Here is a 17,838-nt window from a genome sequence, read left to right on the forward strand (position 1 = left end):
CTCACGCCTCCCCGGCGAGACGAGGGTTGAGGGCGTCGTTGAGCCCGTCGCCGACGAGGTTGAGGGCGAGCACGCTGAGCACGATCGCGACCCCGGGGATCGCCGTCAGGTACCAAGCGCTGCGCAGGACCTCCCGGCCCGATCCGATCATGCTGCCCCAACTCACGACGTTCGGGTCGCCGAGGCCCATGAAGGACAGGGCCGATTCCATCAGGATGCCGGAGGCGACCATCACCGAGGCGGTGACGACGATCGGCGGCAGCGCGTTGGGCAGGATCTCGGCGAACACGATCCGCAGAGGCCCGTAGCCGAGCCCGCGGGCGGCGGTGACGAAGTCCTTCTCGCGCAAGGAGCGGAACTCGGCCCGGGTGAGGCGGGCGACCGTCGGCCACGAGGTCGCCCCGATGGCGAGCGTGATCGCCGGGATCGACGGCTGCGCGATCGCCACCAGCACCACCAGCAGGATGAAGGCGGGAATCGTCTGGAACAGGGCGATCAGCCGGCCGAGCGCCCGGTCGATCCGCCCGCCGGCGTAGCCGGCGGTGGCGCCGACCAGGACACCGAGGGCGAGACCTGTGGCGGCCGCCGCGAATCCGACGAGGAGAGAGACCCGGGCGCCGTGCGCGACGCCGGCGGCGACGTCGCGGCCGAGGGAGTCGGTGCCGAGGGGATAGGTTGGGTCCTGGCCCGGCCACAGGAAAGGCTGCGCCACCATGCCGAGCGGATCGTCGGGATAGACGAAGGGCGCGGCCAGAGCCGCCGCCGCGACCACGCCGAGGATCGCGAGGCCGGACAGGGCCGTCGGGTTGCGCAGGAAGGCCCGCAGGGCGCGGCGCGGCGCGGGGGCCGGCAGCGCGGCCACTCGGTCCGCGGCCGGAGGGCCTTCCGCGAGTCGCAGGGTCATCGGCGACGAGGTCATGAGCGTACCGCGATGCGAGGGTCGAGGATCGCCTGGATAAGATCGACCGCCACGTTGGCGACGAGGACCAGGAGGGAGGAGAGCAGGAGCACGCCGAGGAGCACGCTGAAGTCGCGCGCCATCACCGCCTCGAAGGCGAGGCGCCCGAGGCCGGGCCAGGAATAGACCGTCTCGACCACGACGGCCCCGCCCAGAAGCCCGCCGACATGCATGCCGGCGACGGTGGTGACCGGCAGGAGCGCGTTGCGCAGGACGTGGCGCAGGGTCACCGCCAGCGGCGACAGGCCCTTCGCGGCGGCCGTGCGCACGAAGTCCTGGGCGCGCACCTCCAGCATCGCGGCGCGCACCAGGCGGGCGTAGATCGCCACGTAGAACAGGGCGAGCGACAGGCCGGGCAGCACCATGTAGCGCAGCTGGTCGGCGAGGGCCGCGACACCGGTGAGCCCCTGCCCGATGGTGCGCGCGCCGCCGCTCGGCAGCCAGCCGAGCTTCACCGAGAACAGCACGATCAGCATCAGGCCGATCCAGAAGCCCGGCACCGAGTAGAACAGCAGCACCGCGACCGACAGCGCCCGGTCGAGGACGCCTCCCGGCGCCCGGGCCATCAGCACGCCGAGGGCGAGCCCGGCCAGCAGCGCGAGGATAAGCGCCAAGCCCATCAGCATCAGCGTGCCGGGCAGGCGCTGCCCGATCAGCTCGGCCACCGGCATGTTGTAGCGCGGCGAGAAGCCGAGGCTCAGATGGGCGAGGTTGTTCAGGTAGGCCAGGAACTGGTCGAGCAGCGGCAGGTCGAGGCCGAAGCGGCTGCGCATCGCGGCGAGCGTCTCCTCGGTCGCGGCCCCGGCCTCGCCGGCCATCACCTCGGCGGCGTCGCCGGGCGCGAGGCGCAGCAGAAAGAAGTTCACCACCAGGATCAGGAGAGCCGTCGGTACTGCGTCGGCGAGCGCCCGCCCCAGCACGGGGAGCAGGCGGCGTGTTCGGTCCATCGCGGGTCTCTCCGGCTCGACGCCGCCGGGCCGCGGCGGTCGGGCTAAATTCATATTGTCGATCTATTTTGTCAACTATAGGATGCCACCATCGCGCCGGCTCGCGGCCCGGCCCCCAAGGTGAGCCTCGTCATGACCCTCACGCACTCTCCCGGCGCTCTCGTCGGCCAATCCGGCTTCGCGAGCCCGGCCGACTTCCCCGAAAGTCCGCTGTCGCGGGCGCTGAAGGAGCCGCTGCTGCTCGGGCTGTTCCTGCCGATCCAGGCCGGCGGCTGGACCGCCTCGACCCTGCCGCGCACCACCGACTGGCGCTTCGACTACAACCGCGACCTCGTGCTCGAGGCCGAGCGGCTCGGCTTCGACCTCGTCTTCGCGCTGTCGCAATGGCTGCCGAAGGGCGGCTACGGCGGCGTGCTCGACGGGCAGGCCCTCGATTCCTTCACCAGCATCGCGGCCCTGTCGGCGCTCACCCGCCGCATCCTGCTGGTGGCGACCGTCCACGTGCTCTACGGGCCGTGGCACCCGCTGCACCTCGCCAAGTTCGGCGCCACCCTCGACCACATCTCCGGCGGCCGCTTCGGCTTCAACGTCGTCACCGGCCACCGGGCGGTGGAGCACGAGATGTTCGGCTGGCCGCGCATCGAGCACGACCGGCGCTATGCCCTCGCGGCCGAGTTCGTCGAGGTGGTGCAGCGCCTGTGGCAGGACGACGAGCCGTTCTCGTTCTCGGGCGAATCCTCGTGGCGCCTGGGCGAGGGCTTCGTCACGCCGAAGCCGCGCTACGGCCGCCCGATTCTCGTCAACGCCACGGGCTCGGAGGCGGGGATCGCCTTCGCGGGGCGCTACTCCGACATCGTGTTCGTCACGAGCCCGGCGGGCGCCGACATCGACAGCGCGCTCGACGCCCTGCCCGACCACACCGCCCGGGTGAAGGCGGCGGCGCGCGCGGTCGGGCGCGAGGTCCGCACGCTCATCAACCCGCTGGTGATCTGCCGCGAGACGGAAGCCGAGGCCTGGGCCTATGCCGACGCCATCGTGGCGCATGCCGATCCGCGCAGCCCGAAGGGTTTCCGCACCCTCGATTCCGACGCCCAGGCCTGGAAGGGCCGCGAGGGCCGGCCCGACCCCTACGCGGCGATCGGTGGCAACATCCGGGTGATCGGCTCGCCCGAGCAGGTCGTGGCGCAGTTCGAGGCCTTGAAGCGGGCCGGCATCGATGGGCTGCAGCTCAGCTTCTACGACTTCAAGCCCGACCTCGCCTTCTTCGGCGAGCGGGTGCTGCCGCTGATGCGCCAGGCGGGCCTGCGCGGCACGCCCGTCTCCCTCGCGGCCTGACCCCCCTACCCTGCCGCCGAACACGGATGCCATGACCACCCTCACCCGCCGCAGCCTCACCACCGGCCTCGCCGCCGGAGCCCTCGGCCTCGCCCTGCCGGCCCGCGCCGGCACCCCGCGCCGGGGCGGCACCCTGACGATGGTGATCCAGCCCGAGCCGCCGACGCTGGTCAGCCTGACCCACACCGCCGGACCGACCACCCGGGTGAGCCCGAAGGTTACCGAGGGCCTGCTGTCGTTCGACCTCGACTTCCGGCCGCGCCCCCAGCTCGCCACCGCCTGGGAGGTGAGCGGCGACGGCCTGCGCTACCGCTTCTCCTTGCGCCGCGGCGTGACGTGGCATGACGGCCAGCCCTTCACCGCGGCCGACGTCGCCCACTCGATCCGGCTCCTCAAGGAGCACCATCCGCGCGGGCGCGGCACGCTCGCGGGCGTCGTCGACGTGCTGACGCCCGATCCCCACACCGCCGAGATCGTGCTGTCGCGCCCGGCCCCCTACCTGCTCGCGGCGCTCACCGCCTCGGAGACGCCGATCGTGCCGAAGCACCGCTACGACGGCGACGTGCTGGGAAGCCCGAACGGCAAGGCGCCGGTCGGAACCGGGCCGTTCGTGTTCAAGGAATGGGTGCAGGGCAGCCACATCCTGTACGAGCGCAACCCGAACTACTGGGACCCGGGCAAGCCCTATCTCGACCGGATCGTCGTGCGCTTCATCGCCGATGCCAACGCCCGGGCGGTGGCGCTGGAGACCGGCGAGGTGCTCTACGCCCCCGACACCCCGGTGCCGCTCGCGCAGCTCGACGCGCTCAAGGCCAACCCGGCGCTCAGGATCGAGACCCGCGGCTACGACTACCAGCCGATCGTCTACCGGCTCGAGTTCAACCTGGCGAACCCGTACTTCAAGCACCTCGCGGTGCGCCAGGCGGTCGCCCACGCGGTCGACCGATCGGCGATCAACCGGTTGGTCTTCTACGGCTACAGCCGCGACGCGCCCTCCGCGATCAGCCCGGCGCTCAAGGCGTTCCACGACCCGGACGCACCCAAGCACCCCTTCGACCCCAAGCGCGCCGAGGCCCTGCTCGACGAGGCGGGCTTTCCCCGCGGCGCGGACGGCGTGCGCTTCCGGGTCCACCACGACTACATGCCCTACAGCGAGGCCTACCAGCAGCTCGGCAACTACACCCGGCAGGCGCTCGCCAAGATCGGAATCGGCGTGACCCTGCGGGCGCAGGACGTGCCGACCTGGTTCCGGCGCACCTACACCGACCGCGCCTTCGACGTCATGAGCAACGGCATGAGCCACTCCTTCGACCCGACGGTCGGGGTGCAGCGGCTGTACTGGTCGAAGAACTTCCGGCCCGGCGTGCCGTTCACCAACGGCTCCGGCTACAGCAACCCGGAGGTCGACCGGCTGCTCGAGGCCGCCGCGGTCGAGACCGACCAGGCCCGGCGGCGCGAGCACTTCTTCGCCGTCCAGGGACATGTCGGCCGCGACCTGCCCGACGTGAACCTCGTCACCGGCGCCAACCTGACGATCCTCAATCGCCGCGTCGCCAACCACCCGACCACGATCGACGGCCCCTCCGACACCTTCGCCGACGTCTGGCTCGAGGCGTGAGCCCCCCGACAGGAGATTCCGCATGAGCCCCTCCCACGGCCTCGGCTTCGAGCCCGACCTCTCCGATCCCTACCTCGCCAAGGCGGCGGCCTTGCGCGAGATCTTCGCCCGCGACGCGGCCGAGCGCGACAGGCAAGGCGGCCGGCCGACCGAGCAGATCCGCCTGCTCAAGGAGAGCGGCCTCCTCAAGCTCCTGATTCCGCGCGAGCATGGCGGCCACGGCGAGCCGTGGTCGACGGCGCTCAGGATCGTGCGGGAATTCGCCAAGGTCGACGGGTCGCTCGGCCACCTCTACGGCTACCATTTCGGTTCGGTCCACGCCGCCCACCTCCTCGGCGATCCGGACCAAGCCGCCCGCCTCTACCGGCGCTCGGCCGAGGGCAACTGGTTCTGGGGCAACGCCCGCAACAGCTTCTCCAGGACCCTGTTCGGCCGCCGCACCGGCGAGTGGATCACCGTGAACGGCTTCAAGCCCTTCACCTCGGGCTCGCACGTCGCCGACGCCCTGATGATCGCCTGGCTCGACGAGGAATCCCACGAGTGGGCCTTCGCGGCGGTGCCGGCCGACCGGCCGGGGATCATCGTCGAGAACGACTGGGACGCCATCGGCCAGCGCCAGACCGGCAGCGGCCGGGTGACCTTCGCGGATCTCAAGGTCCATGCCGACGAGGTGCTGGACCACGGCTTCGACCGCGGCCGCCCCTACCGCACGCTCGGCGTGCTGCAGCAGCAGAGCGTGCTCCTCAACGTGTTCATCGGCAGCGCGCAGGGCGCGCTGCTCGCCGCCCGCGACTACACCGTGACGACCTCGCGGCCCTGGCTGCATTCCGGCGTCGAGCGGCACACCGACGACCCCTGGGTCCAGCGCACCTACGGCGACCTCGTCCTGCGCACGCAAGCCGCGACCCTGCTCGCCGACAAGGCTCTCCAGGCCATCGACGCCGCCTTCGTCCGCGGCCGCGACCTGACCGAGGCCGAGCGCGGCGAGGCCGCCGTCACGGTGGCGGCGGCCAACGCCCATGCGGGGGCGGTCGCCCTCGACGTCACCAGTACGGTGTTCGAGGTGATGGGCGCGCGGGCCTCGGCGGCCTCGTACGGCTTCGACCGGTTCTGGCGCAACGTGCGCACCCACACCCTGCACAACCCGGCCGAGTACAAGATCCGCAACGTCGGCACCTGGTTCCTGACCGGCGCCCACCCGCAACCGAGCAACTTCCAATGAGCGGCCGCGCCACCGGGGGAGCGGACGGTTCTCCGAACGAGCGGGGTTGAACGAGGGCGGAGCCGGACTTCTCGGCCGAGCCCTGTACAGGGCCGAACGCGAGCCAGGACGGCGCGTCGCGGAGATTCTTCTCGGGCCACCACTTGACGGAGCCCACTCCTCTCCGCCGCATCGTTCTTTAAAAAGAACAATTTCGTTGACTTAACGAACGCCTCCGGACACCCTTGGCTCATCGGATACGGCCCCGAACGCGGGTCCTTCCGGTCTCCATTCCCAACCAGGAGGTTCCACCGATGGCCTTTCGGCCCCTGCATGACCGCGTGCTGCTGCGCCGCCTCGACGGCGAGGCGACCACCAAGGGCGGCATCATCATCCCCGACACCGCCAAGGAGAAGCCGCAAGAGGGCGAGGTCGTCGCCGTCGGCCCCGGCACCCGTGACGATCACGGCACGCCGACGCCCCTCGACGTGAGGGCCGGCGACCGGGTGCTGTTCGGCAAGTGGTCCGGCACCGAGGTCAAGATCGACGGCGAGGATCTGCTGATTCTCAAGGAAGCCGACATCCTCGGCGTGATCGCGGCCTGACGAAGACGACGAGCGAGAAGGACGAACCCCATGGCTGCCAAGGACGTGAAGTTCTCGTCTGATGCCCGCGAGCGTCTGCTGCGCGGCGTCGACATCCTGGCCGACGCGGTGAAGGTCACGCTCGGTCCGAAGGGCCGCAACGTCGTGATCGAGAAGAGCTTCGGCGCGCCCCGCATCACCAAGGACGGCGTCACCGTCGCCAAGGAGATCGAGCTGGAGGACCGCTTCGAGAATCTCGGCGCCCAGCTCCTGCGCGAGGTCGCGGCAAAGACCAACGATCTCGCCGGCGACGGCACCACCACCGCGACCGTGCTGGCCCAGGCCATCGTCAAGGAAGGCGCCAAGGCGGTGGCGGCGAACTTCAATCCCCTCGACCTCAAGCGCGGCATCGATCTCGCGGTCGCGGCGGCGGTCAAGGACGTGGCGGGACGCGCCCGCAAGGTCACGGCGTCGGACGCCATCGCGCAGGTCGGCACCATCTCGGCGAACGGCGACGCCGAGATCGGCCGGCTGATCGCGCAGGCCGTCGAGAAGGTCGGCAAGGAGGGCGTCATCACGGTCGAGGAGGCGCGCACCGCCGAGACCGAACTCGACGTGGTCGAAGGCCTGCAATTCGATCTCGGCTATCTCTCGCCGTACTTCGTGACCAATGCCGAGAAGCTGACCGTCGAGCTCGACGACCCCTACATCCTGATCCACGAGAAGAAGCTGTCCTCGCTCCAGCCCTTGCTGCCGGTGCTCGAAGCGGTGGTGCAGTCGGGCCGGCCGCTCCTGATCATCGCCGAGGACATCGAGGGCGAGGCGCTGGCGACGCTCGTCGTCAACAAGCTGCGCGGCGGCCTGAAGGTGGCCGCCGTGAAGGCACCGGGCTTCGGCGACCGGCGCAAGGCGATCCTCGAGGACATCGCGATCCTGACGAAGGGCCAGACGATCTCGGAGGAACTCGGCATCAAGCTCGAGAGCGTGACGCTCGCCGAGCTCGGCCGCGCCAAGCGGGTCCGGATCGACAAGGAGAACACCACGATCGTCGACGGCGCCGGCGAGGCGTCCGAGATCGCCTCCCGGGTCGCCCAGATCAAGGCGCAGATCGAGGAGACGACCTCCGACTACGACCGCGAGAAGCTGCAGGAGCGCCTGGCCAAGCTCGCCGGCGGCGTCGCGGTGCTGCGGGTCGGTGGCGCCACCGAGGTCGAGGTCAAGGAGCGCAAGGACCGGGTCGACGACGCGTTGAACGCCACCCGCGCGGCGATCGAGGAGGGCATCGTGCCGGGCGGCGGCACGGCGTTGCTGCGGGCCCGCGGCGCGGTCGCGGCGCTCCAGGCCGGTAACCCGGACGTCGCGGCCGGGATCAAGATCGTGCTCAAGGCGCTCGAAGCGCCGATCCGCCAGATCGCGGCCAATGCCGGCGTCGAGGGCTCGATCGTGGTCGCGAAGGTGGCCGAGAGCGAGTCCGACACCTACGGCTTCGACGCGCAAGCCGAGATCTACCTCGACCTGATCGAGGCCGGCATCGTCGATCCGGCGAAGGTGGTGCGCACGGCGCTCCAGGACGCGGCCTCGGTGGCGGGCCTGCTCGTCACCACGGAAGCCCTCGTCGCCGACCGGCCGAAGGACAAGCCGGCTTTGCCGGCTCCCGCCGCTCCGGACTTCTGACCTCCGCGCGCCTCGGGGCTCCCCCGGGGCGCAACCTCACTGCTCGTCGCCCGAGGACCGCCATGCCGCAACTCCCCGACCCCGCCGTCCCGTTCCACCCCTCCGAGCCGAGCCCCGGGCTGGTCGTCGTCGCGCTGTGCGTCACGCTGATCCTCGCCGCCTTCGCGTTCCTGCTGCGCGCAGCCTGACGATCTGCTCCGATGAACCCTGTCATCGCGGTCGTCGGCGCCGGCTTCAGCGGCAGCATGGCGGCCCTTCACCTGCTGGCTGCCCTGCCCCGGTCCTGGTCGGTGCTGCTATGCGAGAAGGGCGGCAGCTTCGGGCGGGGACTCGCCTACGGTACCGACGCGCCCGCCCACCTGCTCAACCTGCGCGCCGCCAACATGAGCGCCTACCCGGACCGGCCGGAGCACTTCGCGGCCTGGCTCGGCGGGCTGCCGGAGGACGAGAGGTCGGGCGTCGCGGTGACGCCGGCCGGCACCTTCGCGCCGCGCGCCCTCTACGGCCGCTATCTGGCCGAGCTCTTGACCGAGGCCGTCGTCACGGCGGGTGCCCCCCGGCTCCACCTCGTCCACGACACGATCACCGACCTCGTCCCGATCGCCGGCGGCTACCGCCTGCGCACCGAGGGCGGGGCGGTCTATCCGGTCGCGGGCGCGGTGCTCGCCATGGGCAACCTCACCGGCCCCGGCGCGCCGCCGAGCGGCCATCGACTCGACCCGTGGCGGCCCGAGGATTTCGGCCGGCTGCACCCGGACCGCCCGGTGCTGGTCGTCGGCACCGGCCTCACCATGGTCGACGCGGTCGCCTCCCTGCGCGGCCGGGGCTTCGCCGGCCGGATCGTCGCCCTGTCGCGCCGTGGCCTGGTGCCGAGCGTCCACGCGCCGACGAAGCCGTGGCCGGTACCCGATCTCAAGGCCGCCGACCTCGCCTCCCTGACCCGGCTGACCCGGCGGATCCGCGCCGAGGTCGCGGCGGCGCAGCGGAGCGGGCGGGATTGGCGCGACGTGATCGACGCGCTTCGGCCGATCATCGGCTATCTCTGGCGCAGCCTGCCGGCCGCGGAGCGGGCGCGCTTCCTGCGCCACCTGCGGCCGTTCTGGGACGGTCACCGCCATCGCGCCGCCCCTCCGGCGGCGGCCGCCATCGCGGACGAGATCGCCGCGGGCCGCCTCGACGTGCGGGCCGGGCGCATCCTCGCCATCGCGGACGAGCCCGGCGAGGCCGTGGTGACGATCCGGCCGCGGGGCGGGGCGGCCGACGAGATGCTGGCGGTGCAGGGCATCGTCGACGCCACCGGGATCGGGCGCATCGACGAGACCGGAGACCCGCTGCTGCGCCGCCTCGTCGTCCGCGGACTCGCGAGGCCCGACGCGTTCGGGCTCGGCCTCGCGGCGGGCAAAGACTACCGCCTGCACGCCGAGCGGTCGAACCGGCTCTGGACGCTGGGCCCGCTCCTGCGCGGCACGCTGTGGGAATGCGTCGCGGTGCCGGACATCCGCAGCCAGGCCGCCGAGGTCGCGGCCCTCGTCGCCGCGGAGGTCGAGGGCCTGTCGGGCTCGCCTCGACGGGCCGCGTCCGTGTGACCGACCGCACGCGTCACACCTCAAGATAATCCTCGCCGATTTCGATCGAACGTGAGCACGGATCTTCTCCTGTCGGGCAAAAATAAAAAATATCCGATCAATTGACCCTTCGGAAATACTCTGGAAATCATTCGAAATCCGAAGCCGCCAAGCATAGCGAGCGCGTCGGACAAGATCAGGTGCGGCGCTCCGGCGAGCCGGGAGGTCCTTGGGAAATGACGACGATGCGCAAGACCACATGGCTCAAGACCACATCGCTCCGGCCGGCCCTGGCCGGGGCCGCCTTGGCCGGGGCCGCCCTGGCGGCCCTGCTCCTGCCGGCGGCTCCCGCCCTGGCGAATGCCGGCGCGGCCGCCGCGGCGGCGCCCATCCGCGACGGCGAGAAGAGCCCGCTGGTCTCGACCGAGTGGCTTGAGAAGAACATCGATTCGCCGAAGCTGCGCATCGTCGAGGTCAGCGTCGATCCGGGGGTCTACGAGCGCGGCCACATCCCGGGTGCCCACAACGTCGCCTGGCACACGGACCTCGTCGAGACGGTGAGCCGCGACATCGCCGGGCCCGAGAAATTCGCGGCGCTGGCCCGCCGCCTCGGAATCGACCGCGACACCACGGTGGTGCTCTACGGCGACAACAACAACTGGTTCGCCGCCTGGGGCGCCTGGGTCTTCGCGCAGTACGGCCTCGTCGATACCGTGAAGCTGCTCGACGGCGGCCGCAAGAAGTGGGAGGCCGAGAAGCGCCCGCTCGACACCCGCACACCGGAGGTGGCCGCCTCCAGGTTCCCGGTGACCCCGGCCTCCACCTCGTTGCGGGCCCGCTTCAGCGACGTGCTGGCGGTGGCGCGCAAGGAGCGCGACGAGAGGATCCTCGACATCCGCTCGCCCGACGAGTTCTCCGGCAAGATCATCGCCCCGTCCGGCGTGCCGGAGCTGGCGGTGCGCGCCGGTCACATCCCGGGCTCGGTCAACGTGCCGTGGGCGAAGGCCGTGAATGCCGACGGCACCCTGAAACCCGTGGAGGAGCTGCGGAAGCTCTACGCCGAAGCCGGCATCGACGGGTCGAAGCCGGTCATCACCTCCTGCCGCATCGGCGAGCGCTCGAGCCATTCCTGGTTCGTGCTGAGCCGGGTGCTCGGCTATCCGGCCCGCAACTACGACGGCTCGTGGACCGAGTACGGCAACGCCGTCGGCGTGCCGGTCGTCAACCTCGCCGGCACGGTCTGGGGCGGCAAATGACGTCGAGCGCGGCGGTCCCTGCGGTCGCCCCCGCCGGTGCGGGTCTCCGCGCCGGCCTCAGCCTGACGCTCGCCGTCCTGCTGGCGGCGAGCGCCTGGCACCTCTCGGGCGAGGCCGGCGGCAGCCGCCTCGCCCTCTCGCTGGTGTTCGGGGCGCTGTTCGGCTTCGTGCTGCAGCGCTCGCGGTTCTGCTTCCTGTGCGTCTGGCGCGACTTCCTCGACCACGGCGACCCGCGCGGGGTGCTCGGGATCCTGGCCGCCCTGGCGGCGGGGCTTTCGGGCTACACGGTGGTGTTCGGCGCCTGGCTGCCGGACCCCTCCGGGACGCGGTTGCCGCCCGGCGCCCATATCGGGCCGGTCGGGCCGGTCCTGGCGCTGGCCGGCCTCGCCTTCGGGGCCGGCATGGCGGTGTCGGGCTCGTGCCTCAGCGCCCATCTCTACCGCCTCGGCGAGGGCTCGCCGACGGCGCCGTTCGCGCTCACAGGCGCCGCCCTCGGCTTCGTCCTCGGCTTCCTCACCTGGAACCCGCTCTACCTCGCGGGCATCGCGGAGGCGCCGGTGACCTGGCTGCCGCGCCATCTCGGCTACGCGGGCAGCCTCGCGGCCGGGCTCGCGGTCCTGGGCGGACTCGCCCTGGGGCTGCTGCGACGGCCGCTCCCACCCCGTTCGGCACCGGTCACGGCCGACCCGCTGCGGGCGGTGTTCGTGGCACGCTGGCCGACCTGGCTCGGCGGTCTCGCCGTCGGGGCGATCGGAACGCTCGCCTATCTGCGCCTCGGCCCCCTCGGGGTCACGGCGGAGATCGGTGGGCGCAGCCGGCAGGCCGCGGCCGGCCTCGGGCTGCTGCCGGAGCGGCTGGAAGGGCTCGACGGGTTTCGCGGCTGCGCGACGGCACTCCGTGACGGGCTCCTCACCCCGAACGGCCTGTTCGTCGGCGGGCTCGTGGTCGCGTCCTTCGCGGCGGCGCTGGCGGCGGGCCAGTTCCAGCCCGCCCGGCCCGGGCGAGGCCACGTCCTGCGCGGGCTCGCCGGCGGGATCCTGCTCGGCTGGGGCGCGATGACCGGCCTCGGCTGCAGCATCGGCACGCTGCTCTCCGGCATCATGGCGGGCGCCCTGTCGGGCTGGGTGTTCGGGATCGCGATGCTCGTCGGCATCACCGTCACGCTCCGCCTCGGCCGCCGGTCCGGGCTCCTGGCCTGACGCTGCGTGCGCCACCGCGAATAAAAAAAATATCCTCGGAACGTCCGCGGCGCGAGCAAGTCCGATCTCCGCATCTTCGTCAAAGTAAAAGAACGTTCTGGTTGACGACGTTGCCGGAGAACGCCAGATATTCTGTGCCGGATCGATCGTATCCAGGCTCCCGACAGCGACGAGAGTATGGTGATGATCAAGCAAAGCGCCCGGCTCCTGCGCCGTCAGGCCGCATTCCTGCTCGGAGGCCTGGCCCTGCTGGCGGCGCTGCCGGCCGGCCCGGCAACCGCGGCCGAGGGGCAACTGCGCATCGCCAAGCAGTTCGGCGTCGTCTACCTGCTCCTCAACGTCGCCGAGGACCAGAAGCTGATCGAGAAGCACGGCCGCGCGTCCGGGCTCGACATCAAGGTCGAGTACCTGCAACTCTCCGGCGGCTCGGCGGTCAACGACGCGCTGCTCTCGGGCAGCGTCGACATCGGCAGCGCCGGGGTAGGCCCGCTGTTCACGCTCTGGGACCGCACCCGCGGCCGCCAGAACGTCCGCGGCGTCGCCTCGCTCGGCAACTTCCCGTACTACCTCGTCAGCAACCGCCCCGAGGTGACGTCGATCGCCGACATTACCGACAAGGACCGCATCGCCCTGCCGGCGGTCGGCGTCTCGGTCCAGGCGCGCATCCTGCAATGGGCCTCGGCCAAGCTGTGGGGCGACAAGGACTTCGCCCGGCTCGACCGCAACAGCGTGGCGGTGCCCCACCCCGAGGCGGCGGCCGCGATCATCAAGGGCGGCACCGAGATCACCGCGCATTTCGGCAACCCGCCGTTCCAGGAACAGGAGCTCGCCGAGAACCCGAACGCCCGGGTCATCCTGAGCTCCTACGACGTCCAGGGCGGGCCGGCCTCCTCGACCGTGCTCTACGCGACCGAGAAATTCTACAAGGATAGCCCGAAGACCTACCAGGCCTTCGTCGACGCCCTGGATGAAGCGGCGCGCTTCATCGCCGCCGATCCGGAGCGGGCGGCCGACATCTACCTCAAGGCCAATGGCAGCCGCATCGACCGCGCCCTGCTGCTCAAGGTGATCAAGAGCCCGGAGGTGACCTTCAAGGTCGAGCCGCAGAACACCCTGGGCTTGGGCCAGTTCATGCACCGGGTCGGCGCGATCAAGAACGAGCCGAAGAGCCTGAACGACTACTTCTTCGTCAACCCGCGCGTCGCCGCGGGCAGCTGAGGGCGACCGGCATGACGCTCGTGATCGCGCGCGACGCGCCCGCCTTGGCGCCCTCGCGGGCGCTCCCGGAGGCGCCGCGCGCCCTGCCCGATCCGCTCCTGCGTATCGCCGGCGTGTCGCTCGAGTATCGCACGCCGGGGCGCGTGGTGCGGGCGGCGCACCGGATCGACCTCGACGTCTACGAGGCCGACCGCTTCGTGCTGCTCGGGCCGTCGGGCTGCGGCAAGTCCACCCTGCTGAAGGCGGTGGCCGGCTTCATCGCCCCGGTCGAGGGCGAGATCACGCTCGCCGGCGTTCCGGTGCGCAAGCCCGGCCCCGACCGGATCGTGGTGTTCCAGGAATTCGACCAGCTGCCGCCCTGGAAGACCGTGGTCGAGAACGTCGCCTTTCCCCTGCGCGCCGCCCGCGGGCTCGGCCGCCGCGAGGCGCTGGAGCGGGCGCGCGCCACGATCGACAAGGTCGGCCTCACCGCCTTCGCCGGCAGCTACCCGCACCAGCTCTCCGGCGGCATGAAGCAGCGCGTCGCCATCGCCCGGGCGCTGGCGATGCAGCCGAAGGTGCTGCTGATGGACGAGCCCTTCGCGGCGCTCGACGCGCTGACGCGGCGCAAGATGCAGGAGGAGCTGCTGGCGCTCTGGGACGAGGCCCGCATGACCCTTCTGTTCGTCACCCACTCAATCGAGGAGGCGCTGGTGATCGGCAACCGGGTCGCGCTGCTCTCTCCTCATCCGGGTCGGGTCCGCGGCGAGTACAATTGCCATGAGTTCGACCTGTCGAGCCTCGGCAGCCGGACCTTCCAGGCCGCGGTGCAGCGCCTGCACGACCGGCTGTTCGAGCCCGCCCCCGAGGCTTTCGCGCGATGAACCACGCCCTCACGCCGCCGATCCGTCCGGAGGTCGACCGGGTGCTGCCGCCCTTCGTGGAGGCGCCGGTCGTGCGCGCGCTCCCGCTGCCGACCCGCCTGTGGCAGCAGGGCTGGCTGCGCCGCGGCCTGATCCTCGTGGCACTGGCCCTCATCTGGGAGGCGCTGGCGCGCTGGCAGGACAACGACCTGCTGCTACCGAGCTTCGGCGCGACGCTGTCGGCCCTCGTCGACGGCCTGGCCACCGGCGAGATCCTGGAGCGGACCCGGATCTCCCTCACCGTGCTGGCGCAAGGCTACGTCCTCGGCGTCCTCCTCGCTTTCGGGCTGACCTCGCTCGCGGTCTCGACGCAATTCGGCCGCGACCTGCTCTCGACGCTGACGGCCATGTTCAACCCGCTGCCGGCGATCGCGCTGCTGCCCCTCGCGCTGCTGTGGTTCGGGCTCGGGCAGGGCAGCCTGATCTTCGTGCTGGTCCACGCGGTCCTGTGGCCGCTGGCGCTCAACACCTATGCGGGCTTCCAGGCGGTGCCGGATTCGCTGCGCATGACCGGGCGCAACTACGGGCTCGAAGGATTGACGTATGTCGGCCAGATCCTGGTCCCGGCGGCGTTGCCGGCGATCCTGTCGGGGCTCAAGATCGGCTGGGCCTTCGCCTGGCGCACCCTGATCGCGGCGGAGCTAGTCTTCGGCGCGTCGTCGGGCCGGGGCGGCCTCGGCTGGTACATCTTCCAGAACCGCAACGAGCTCTACACCGATCGGGTCTTCGCCGGCCTGCTCCTCGTCATCGCCATCGGCCTCATGGTCGAGACGGTGGTGTTCGCGAGCCTGGAGCGCGTGACGGTCCGGCGCTGGGGGCAGGTGCGCTAGAGTATTTTCCGACGGAGTGGATACCGGCTCGTCGCCGAACATGCGGCGAGATCGAGGGCCTGAAGCAGCGACCGATTGCAACGCGATCGGTCGCTGCTCTAGCGGACACCTCGGTTGCGATCGGGCGCATCCTGCTTTGCGTAGGAGAACACGTACAGGCAGGGTCGGTCATGGCTCACGTCAGCCTCACGGATCTCCGCCAGAACATCGCCAGCCACTTCGACCGGGTCGAGCGCGACCGGGAGGAGCTGGTGATGACGCGCCAAGGCCACGAGCCCCTCGCGGTGCTGCCGCTCGCCGAGTTGAACAGCCTGCGCGAGACGCTGCACCTGCTCGGCACGCCCGCGAATGCGCGACGGCTGTTGCGGTCAGTCGCCCAGATCGATGCCGGACGGGGTACCGAGCGAACGCCGACCGAGCCGGATGCGCCTGCCGGGGAATGAAGATCGTCTTCTCCGACGATGCCTGGGACGACTACCTGTTCTGGCAGGACCAGCGCGACGGCACGCTCGCGCGCATCGACAGCCTCATCAAGGAGATCCAGCGAACGCCGCTCAAGGGGGCCGGCAAGCCGGAGCCGGTGAGGTTCAAGCTCAAGGGCTGGTGGTCGCGCCGCATCTCGAGCGAGCATCGCCTCGTGTATCGGGTGAGCGGATCCGGCGCGGCGCAGGCGCTGGAGATCGCGCAATGCCGCTGGCACTACGATGATGAGCGTCCGTCAGCTCCTTGGCTGCGCAGGAGCACGCGCCACGCCCTCCATTGTAGTATATTTTTCTTATAGACTAATTTGACATCGTGGCCGCCGCAGGCGACACAACCCGGAAGCCGCAGGAACTGCCCCCGGCGAGAAACCCGGTCGGGACCATGATGCCACGCCGCGAACTTCGCCTGAACGCCTTCCAGATGGCCGCCCCGTCGCACAACTGGGCCGGCCTGTGGCGGCACCCGCGGGACAATCAAGCCGATTACAACCAGCTGTCCTGGTGGACGGATCTGGCGCAAACGGCCGAGCGCGGCTTTCTCGACGGACTGTTCATCGCCGACGTGTTCGGCCTCTACGACGTCTATGCGGGCAATGGCGACGCCGCGCTCCTCGCCGGCGCCCAGGCGCCCAACGCCGATCCGGTCCTCGCCGTCTCGGCCATGGCCCACGTCACGCGCCACCTCGGCTTCGGCATCACCTCGAACCTGACCTACGATCACCCGTTCCAGTTCGCCCGCCGCTTCGCCACCCTCGACCACCTCACCGGGGGCCGCCTCGGCTGGAACATCGTGACGGGCTACCTCGACAGCGGCGCCCGCGGCATGGGCCTGCCGGTCTCGCGCGATCACGACGAGCGCTACGCGGCGGCCGAGGACTTCATGACGGCCGTCTACAAGCTGTGGGAGGGCTCCTGGGAGGACGGCGCGGTCCTGCGGGACCGGGCGGCGGGCGTGTTCACGCGTCCCGACAAGGTGCACCGCGTCGTGCATGACGGCCCGTACTACAAGGTCGATGCCCGCCACCTCGCCGAGCCCTCCCCTCAGCGCACGCCGGTCCTCTACCAGGCCGGCACGTCGGAGCGGGGCGTGCGCTTCGCCGGGCGCCACGCCGAGAGCGTCTTCCTCAACGGCCCGACGAAGGCCGCCGCCGCGAAGGTGGTGCGTCGGGTGCGGGAGGCGGCTCGGGAGGCTGGGCGCGACCCCTACGATGTCCTGACCTTCCTCGGCGCGACCGTGATCGTGGCGCCGACCTCGGCCGAGGCGCGCGACCTGCGCGACGAGTACCGGAGCTACCTCGACGCGTCGGGTCAGCTGGCTCTCGTTTCCGGCTGGACCGGGATCGATCTTTCGGGCCTGTCCCTCGACGATCCACTTGCCTTCCAGCGCACCAACGCGATCCGCTCGACGGTGGAGAACCTCACCCGCGCCGAGCGCCCGACCCTCGTGCGCGACCTCCTCGACTTCACGCCGGCCGGCGCCCGGGCGGCGGTGGTGGTCGGCTCGCCAGTCGAGGTCGCCGACGAACTCCTGTCCTGGGTGGCGGAAGCGGACGTGGACGGCTTCAACCTCGTGCGCACGGTGATGCCGGAATCGCTCGACGCGGTGGTGAACCTGCTCGTGCCCGAGTTGCAGGCCCGCGGCATGTTCAAGACTGCCTACCGGGAGGGGACCTTGCGGGAGAAGCTGTTTGCCGGGCGCGGTGCACGCCTGCCGGACAGCCATCCCGGTGCCGGCCTTCGCCGACGTGCCCGGTGAGAAGCCGGGGACAAGGCCATCGGGAGAGAAGGAAGAGGCGCGGGTCTCCCCTCTCCCTGTGAATGGGGACCTGTGAAAGAGCGTCTTGGCGACCGAAGGTCCCGCGTGAGGGTGGCCCGGGTTTCGAAGGGAGCGCCGAGCTGGGCAGCTCGACCATCACGGCATCGGCCCTCCCACGCCATGCGGTGCCGGCGGCGATTTCGTCCTGCGAACGCACCGCAAAAGAGAGATCGATTTCATTGACGCAATCCATAATCCTGGCCGATTATCGCCAGGATATGACGGCCCCTCCGCAGACCTGACTCAGGATTGA

At 70.9% G+C, this 17,838-nt stretch carries 16 protein-coding genes and 1 pseudogene; 15 read left to right on the forward strand and 2 right to left on the reverse strand.

Translation table 11 applies throughout. From position 1 onward, the window contains the following. Position 1 precedes the first annotated feature (1 nt). Positions 2-835: pseudogene (locus MFF64_RS27445) on the reverse strand (ABC transporter permease); the annotation flags it as partial. Positions 836-915: 80 nt separating this feature from the next. After that, entirely contained in the window at positions 916-1,905 is a 990-nt protein-coding gene (locus tag MFF64_RS27450; RefSeq protein ID WP_099901609.1) for an ABC transporter permease, read from the reverse strand. 132 nt (positions 1,906-2,037) lie between these two features. On the opposite strand from MFF64_RS27450, the gene MFF64_RS27455 reads away from it, so the two are divergent. From MFF64_RS27455 to MFF64_RS27520, 15 genes are all read left to right on the forward strand, one after another. Continuing rightward, a complete protein-coding gene (locus MFF64_RS27455; protein ID WP_238192869.1) occupies positions 2,038-3,240 on the forward strand; it encodes an LLM class flavin-dependent oxidoreductase in 1,203 nt (400 codons plus the stop codon). A gap of 31 nt (positions 3,241-3,271) precedes the next feature. Further along, a complete protein-coding gene (locus MFF64_RS27460) occupies positions 3,272-4,858 on the forward strand; it encodes an ABC transporter substrate-binding protein (protein ID WP_238192870.1) in 1,587 nt (528 codons plus the stop codon). 22 nt (positions 4,859-4,880) lie between these two features. Further along, positions 4,881-6,080: an acyl-CoA dehydrogenase family protein gene (locus tag MFF64_RS27465; RefSeq protein ID WP_238192871.1), complete on the forward strand. Its 1,200-nt coding sequence runs from the start codon at positions 4,881-4,883 to the stop codon at positions 6,078-6,080. Positions 6,081-6,373: 293 nt separating this feature from the next. Then, the gene (locus MFF64_RS27470) at positions 6,374-6,664 is read left to right on the forward strand and encodes a co-chaperone GroES (protein WP_099903494.1); all 291 of its coding nucleotides are present in this window, start codon (positions 6,374-6,376) and stop codon (positions 6,662-6,664) included. Between the two features lie 30 nt (positions 6,665-6,694). Next, positions 6,695-8,317, forward strand: a complete 1,623-nt coding sequence (gene groL, locus MFF64_RS27475) for a chaperonin GroEL (RefSeq protein ID WP_099903496.1) — start codon at positions 6,695-6,697, stop codon at positions 8,315-8,317. 62 nt (positions 8,318-8,379) lie between these two features. Then, a complete protein-coding gene (locus MFF64_RS37895) occupies positions 8,380-8,505 on the forward strand; it encodes a hypothetical protein (RefSeq protein WP_273557175.1) in 126 nt (41 codons plus the stop codon). A 12-nt stretch (positions 8,506-8,517) separates the two neighbouring features. Continuing rightward, positions 8,518-9,903 (forward strand): FAD/NAD(P)-binding protein, encoded by a 1,386-nt coding sequence (locus MFF64_RS27480; protein ID WP_238192872.1) that lies wholly within the window; start codon positions 8,518-8,520, stop codon positions 9,901-9,903. 269 nt (positions 9,904-10,172) lie between these two features. Further along, complete coding sequence (locus MFF64_RS27485; protein WP_438823099.1) at positions 10,173-11,138, forward strand: sulfurtransferase; 966 nt, start codon at positions 10,173-10,175, stop codon at positions 11,136-11,138. Then, the gene (locus tag MFF64_RS27490; protein WP_238192874.1) at positions 11,135-12,337 is read left to right on the forward strand and encodes a YeeE/YedE family protein; all 1,203 of its coding nucleotides are present in this window, start codon (positions 11,135-11,137) and stop codon (positions 12,335-12,337) included. Before MFF64_RS27485 ends, MFF64_RS27490 begins: the two co-directional genes overlap by 4 nt. Positions 12,338-12,520: 183 nt before the next feature. Beyond that, entirely contained in the window at positions 12,521-13,555 is a 1,035-nt protein-coding gene (locus MFF64_RS27495; protein ID WP_238192875.1) for an ABC transporter substrate-binding protein, read from the forward strand. Positions 13,556-13,566: 11 nt separating this feature from the next. Then, the gene (locus MFF64_RS27500) at positions 13,567-14,418 is read left to right on the forward strand and encodes an ABC transporter ATP-binding protein (protein WP_099902662.1); all 852 of its coding nucleotides are present in this window, start codon (positions 13,567-13,569) and stop codon (positions 14,416-14,418) included. Then, the gene (locus MFF64_RS27505) at positions 14,415-15,287 is read left to right on the forward strand and encodes an ABC transporter permease (protein WP_099902660.1); all 873 of its coding nucleotides are present in this window, start codon (positions 14,415-14,417) and stop codon (positions 15,285-15,287) included. The genes MFF64_RS27500 and MFF64_RS27505 overlap by 4 nt, the downstream gene beginning before the upstream one ends. Before the next feature lie 170 nt (positions 15,288-15,457). Beyond that, entirely contained in the window at positions 15,458-15,730 is a 273-nt protein-coding gene (locus MFF64_RS27510) for a type II toxin-antitoxin system Phd/YefM family antitoxin (protein WP_099902658.1), read from the forward strand. Beyond that, positions 15,727-16,068, forward strand: coding sequence for a Txe/YoeB family addiction module toxin (locus MFF64_RS27515; protein ID WP_309296465.1), 342 nt, complete (start codon positions 15,727-15,729; stop codon positions 16,066-16,068). Before MFF64_RS27510 ends, MFF64_RS27515 begins: the two co-directional genes overlap by 4 nt. A gap of 86 nt (positions 16,069-16,154) precedes the next feature. Further along, a complete protein-coding gene (locus MFF64_RS27520; protein WP_238192884.1) occupies positions 16,155-17,525 on the forward strand; it encodes an LLM class flavin-dependent oxidoreductase in 1,371 nt (456 codons plus the stop codon). Positions 17,526-17,838: the final 313 nt, after the last annotated feature.

Origin of the sequence: Methylobacterium frigidaeris (assembly GCF_022179185.1) — a bacterium.
Taxonomy (GTDB): domain Bacteria; phylum Pseudomonadota; class Alphaproteobacteria; order Rhizobiales; family Beijerinckiaceae; genus Methylobacterium; species Methylobacterium frigidaeris.

Bases quoted from the DNA above. Each gene is read 5' to 3' on its own strand.
- MFF64_RS27450 (WP_099901609.1), bottom strand. From the start codon at position 1,905: ATGGACCGAACACGCCGCCTGCTCCCCGTGCTGGGGCGGGCGCTCGCC.
- MFF64_RS27455 (WP_238192869.1), top strand. From the start codon at position 2,038: ATGACCCTCACGCACTCTCCCGGCGCTCTCGTCGGCCAATCCGGCTTC.
- MFF64_RS27460 (WP_238192870.1), top strand. From the start codon at position 3,272: ATGACCACCCTCACCCGCCGCAGCCTCACCACCGGCCTCGCCGCCGGA.
- MFF64_RS27465 (WP_238192871.1), top strand. From the start codon at position 4,881: ATGAGCCCCTCCCACGGCCTCGGCTTCGAGCCCGACCTCTCCGATCCC.
- MFF64_RS27470 (WP_099903494.1), top strand. From the start codon at position 6,374: ATGGCCTTTCGGCCCCTGCATGACCGCGTGCTGCTGCGCCGCCTCGAC.
- groL (WP_099903496.1), top strand. From the start codon at position 6,695: ATGGCTGCCAAGGACGTGAAGTTCTCGTCTGATGCCCGCGAGCGTCTG.
- MFF64_RS37895 (WP_273557175.1), top strand. From the start codon at position 8,380: ATGCCGCAACTCCCCGACCCCGCCGTCCCGTTCCACCCCTCCGAGCCG.
- MFF64_RS27480 (WP_238192872.1), top strand. From the start codon at position 8,518: ATGAACCCTGTCATCGCGGTCGTCGGCGCCGGCTTCAGCGGCAGCATG.
- MFF64_RS27490 (WP_238192874.1), top strand. From the start codon at position 11,135: ATGACGTCGAGCGCGGCGGTCCCTGCGGTCGCCCCCGCCGGTGCGGGT.
- MFF64_RS27495 (WP_238192875.1), top strand. From the start codon at position 12,521: ATGATCAAGCAAAGCGCCCGGCTCCTGCGCCGTCAGGCCGCATTCCTG.
- MFF64_RS27500 (WP_099902662.1), top strand. From the start codon at position 13,567: ATGACGCTCGTGATCGCGCGCGACGCGCCCGCCTTGGCGCCCTCGCGG.
- MFF64_RS27505 (WP_099902660.1), top strand. From the start codon at position 14,415: ATGAACCACGCCCTCACGCCGCCGATCCGTCCGGAGGTCGACCGGGTG.
- MFF64_RS27510 (WP_099902658.1), top strand. From the start codon at position 15,458: ATGGCTCACGTCAGCCTCACGGATCTCCGCCAGAACATCGCCAGCCAC.
- MFF64_RS27515 (WP_309296465.1), top strand. From the start codon at position 15,727: ATGAAGATCGTCTTCTCCGACGATGCCTGGGACGACTACCTGTTCTGG.
- MFF64_RS27520 (WP_238192884.1), top strand. From the start codon at position 16,155: ATGCCACGCCGCGAACTTCGCCTGAACGCCTTCCAGATGGCCGCCCCG.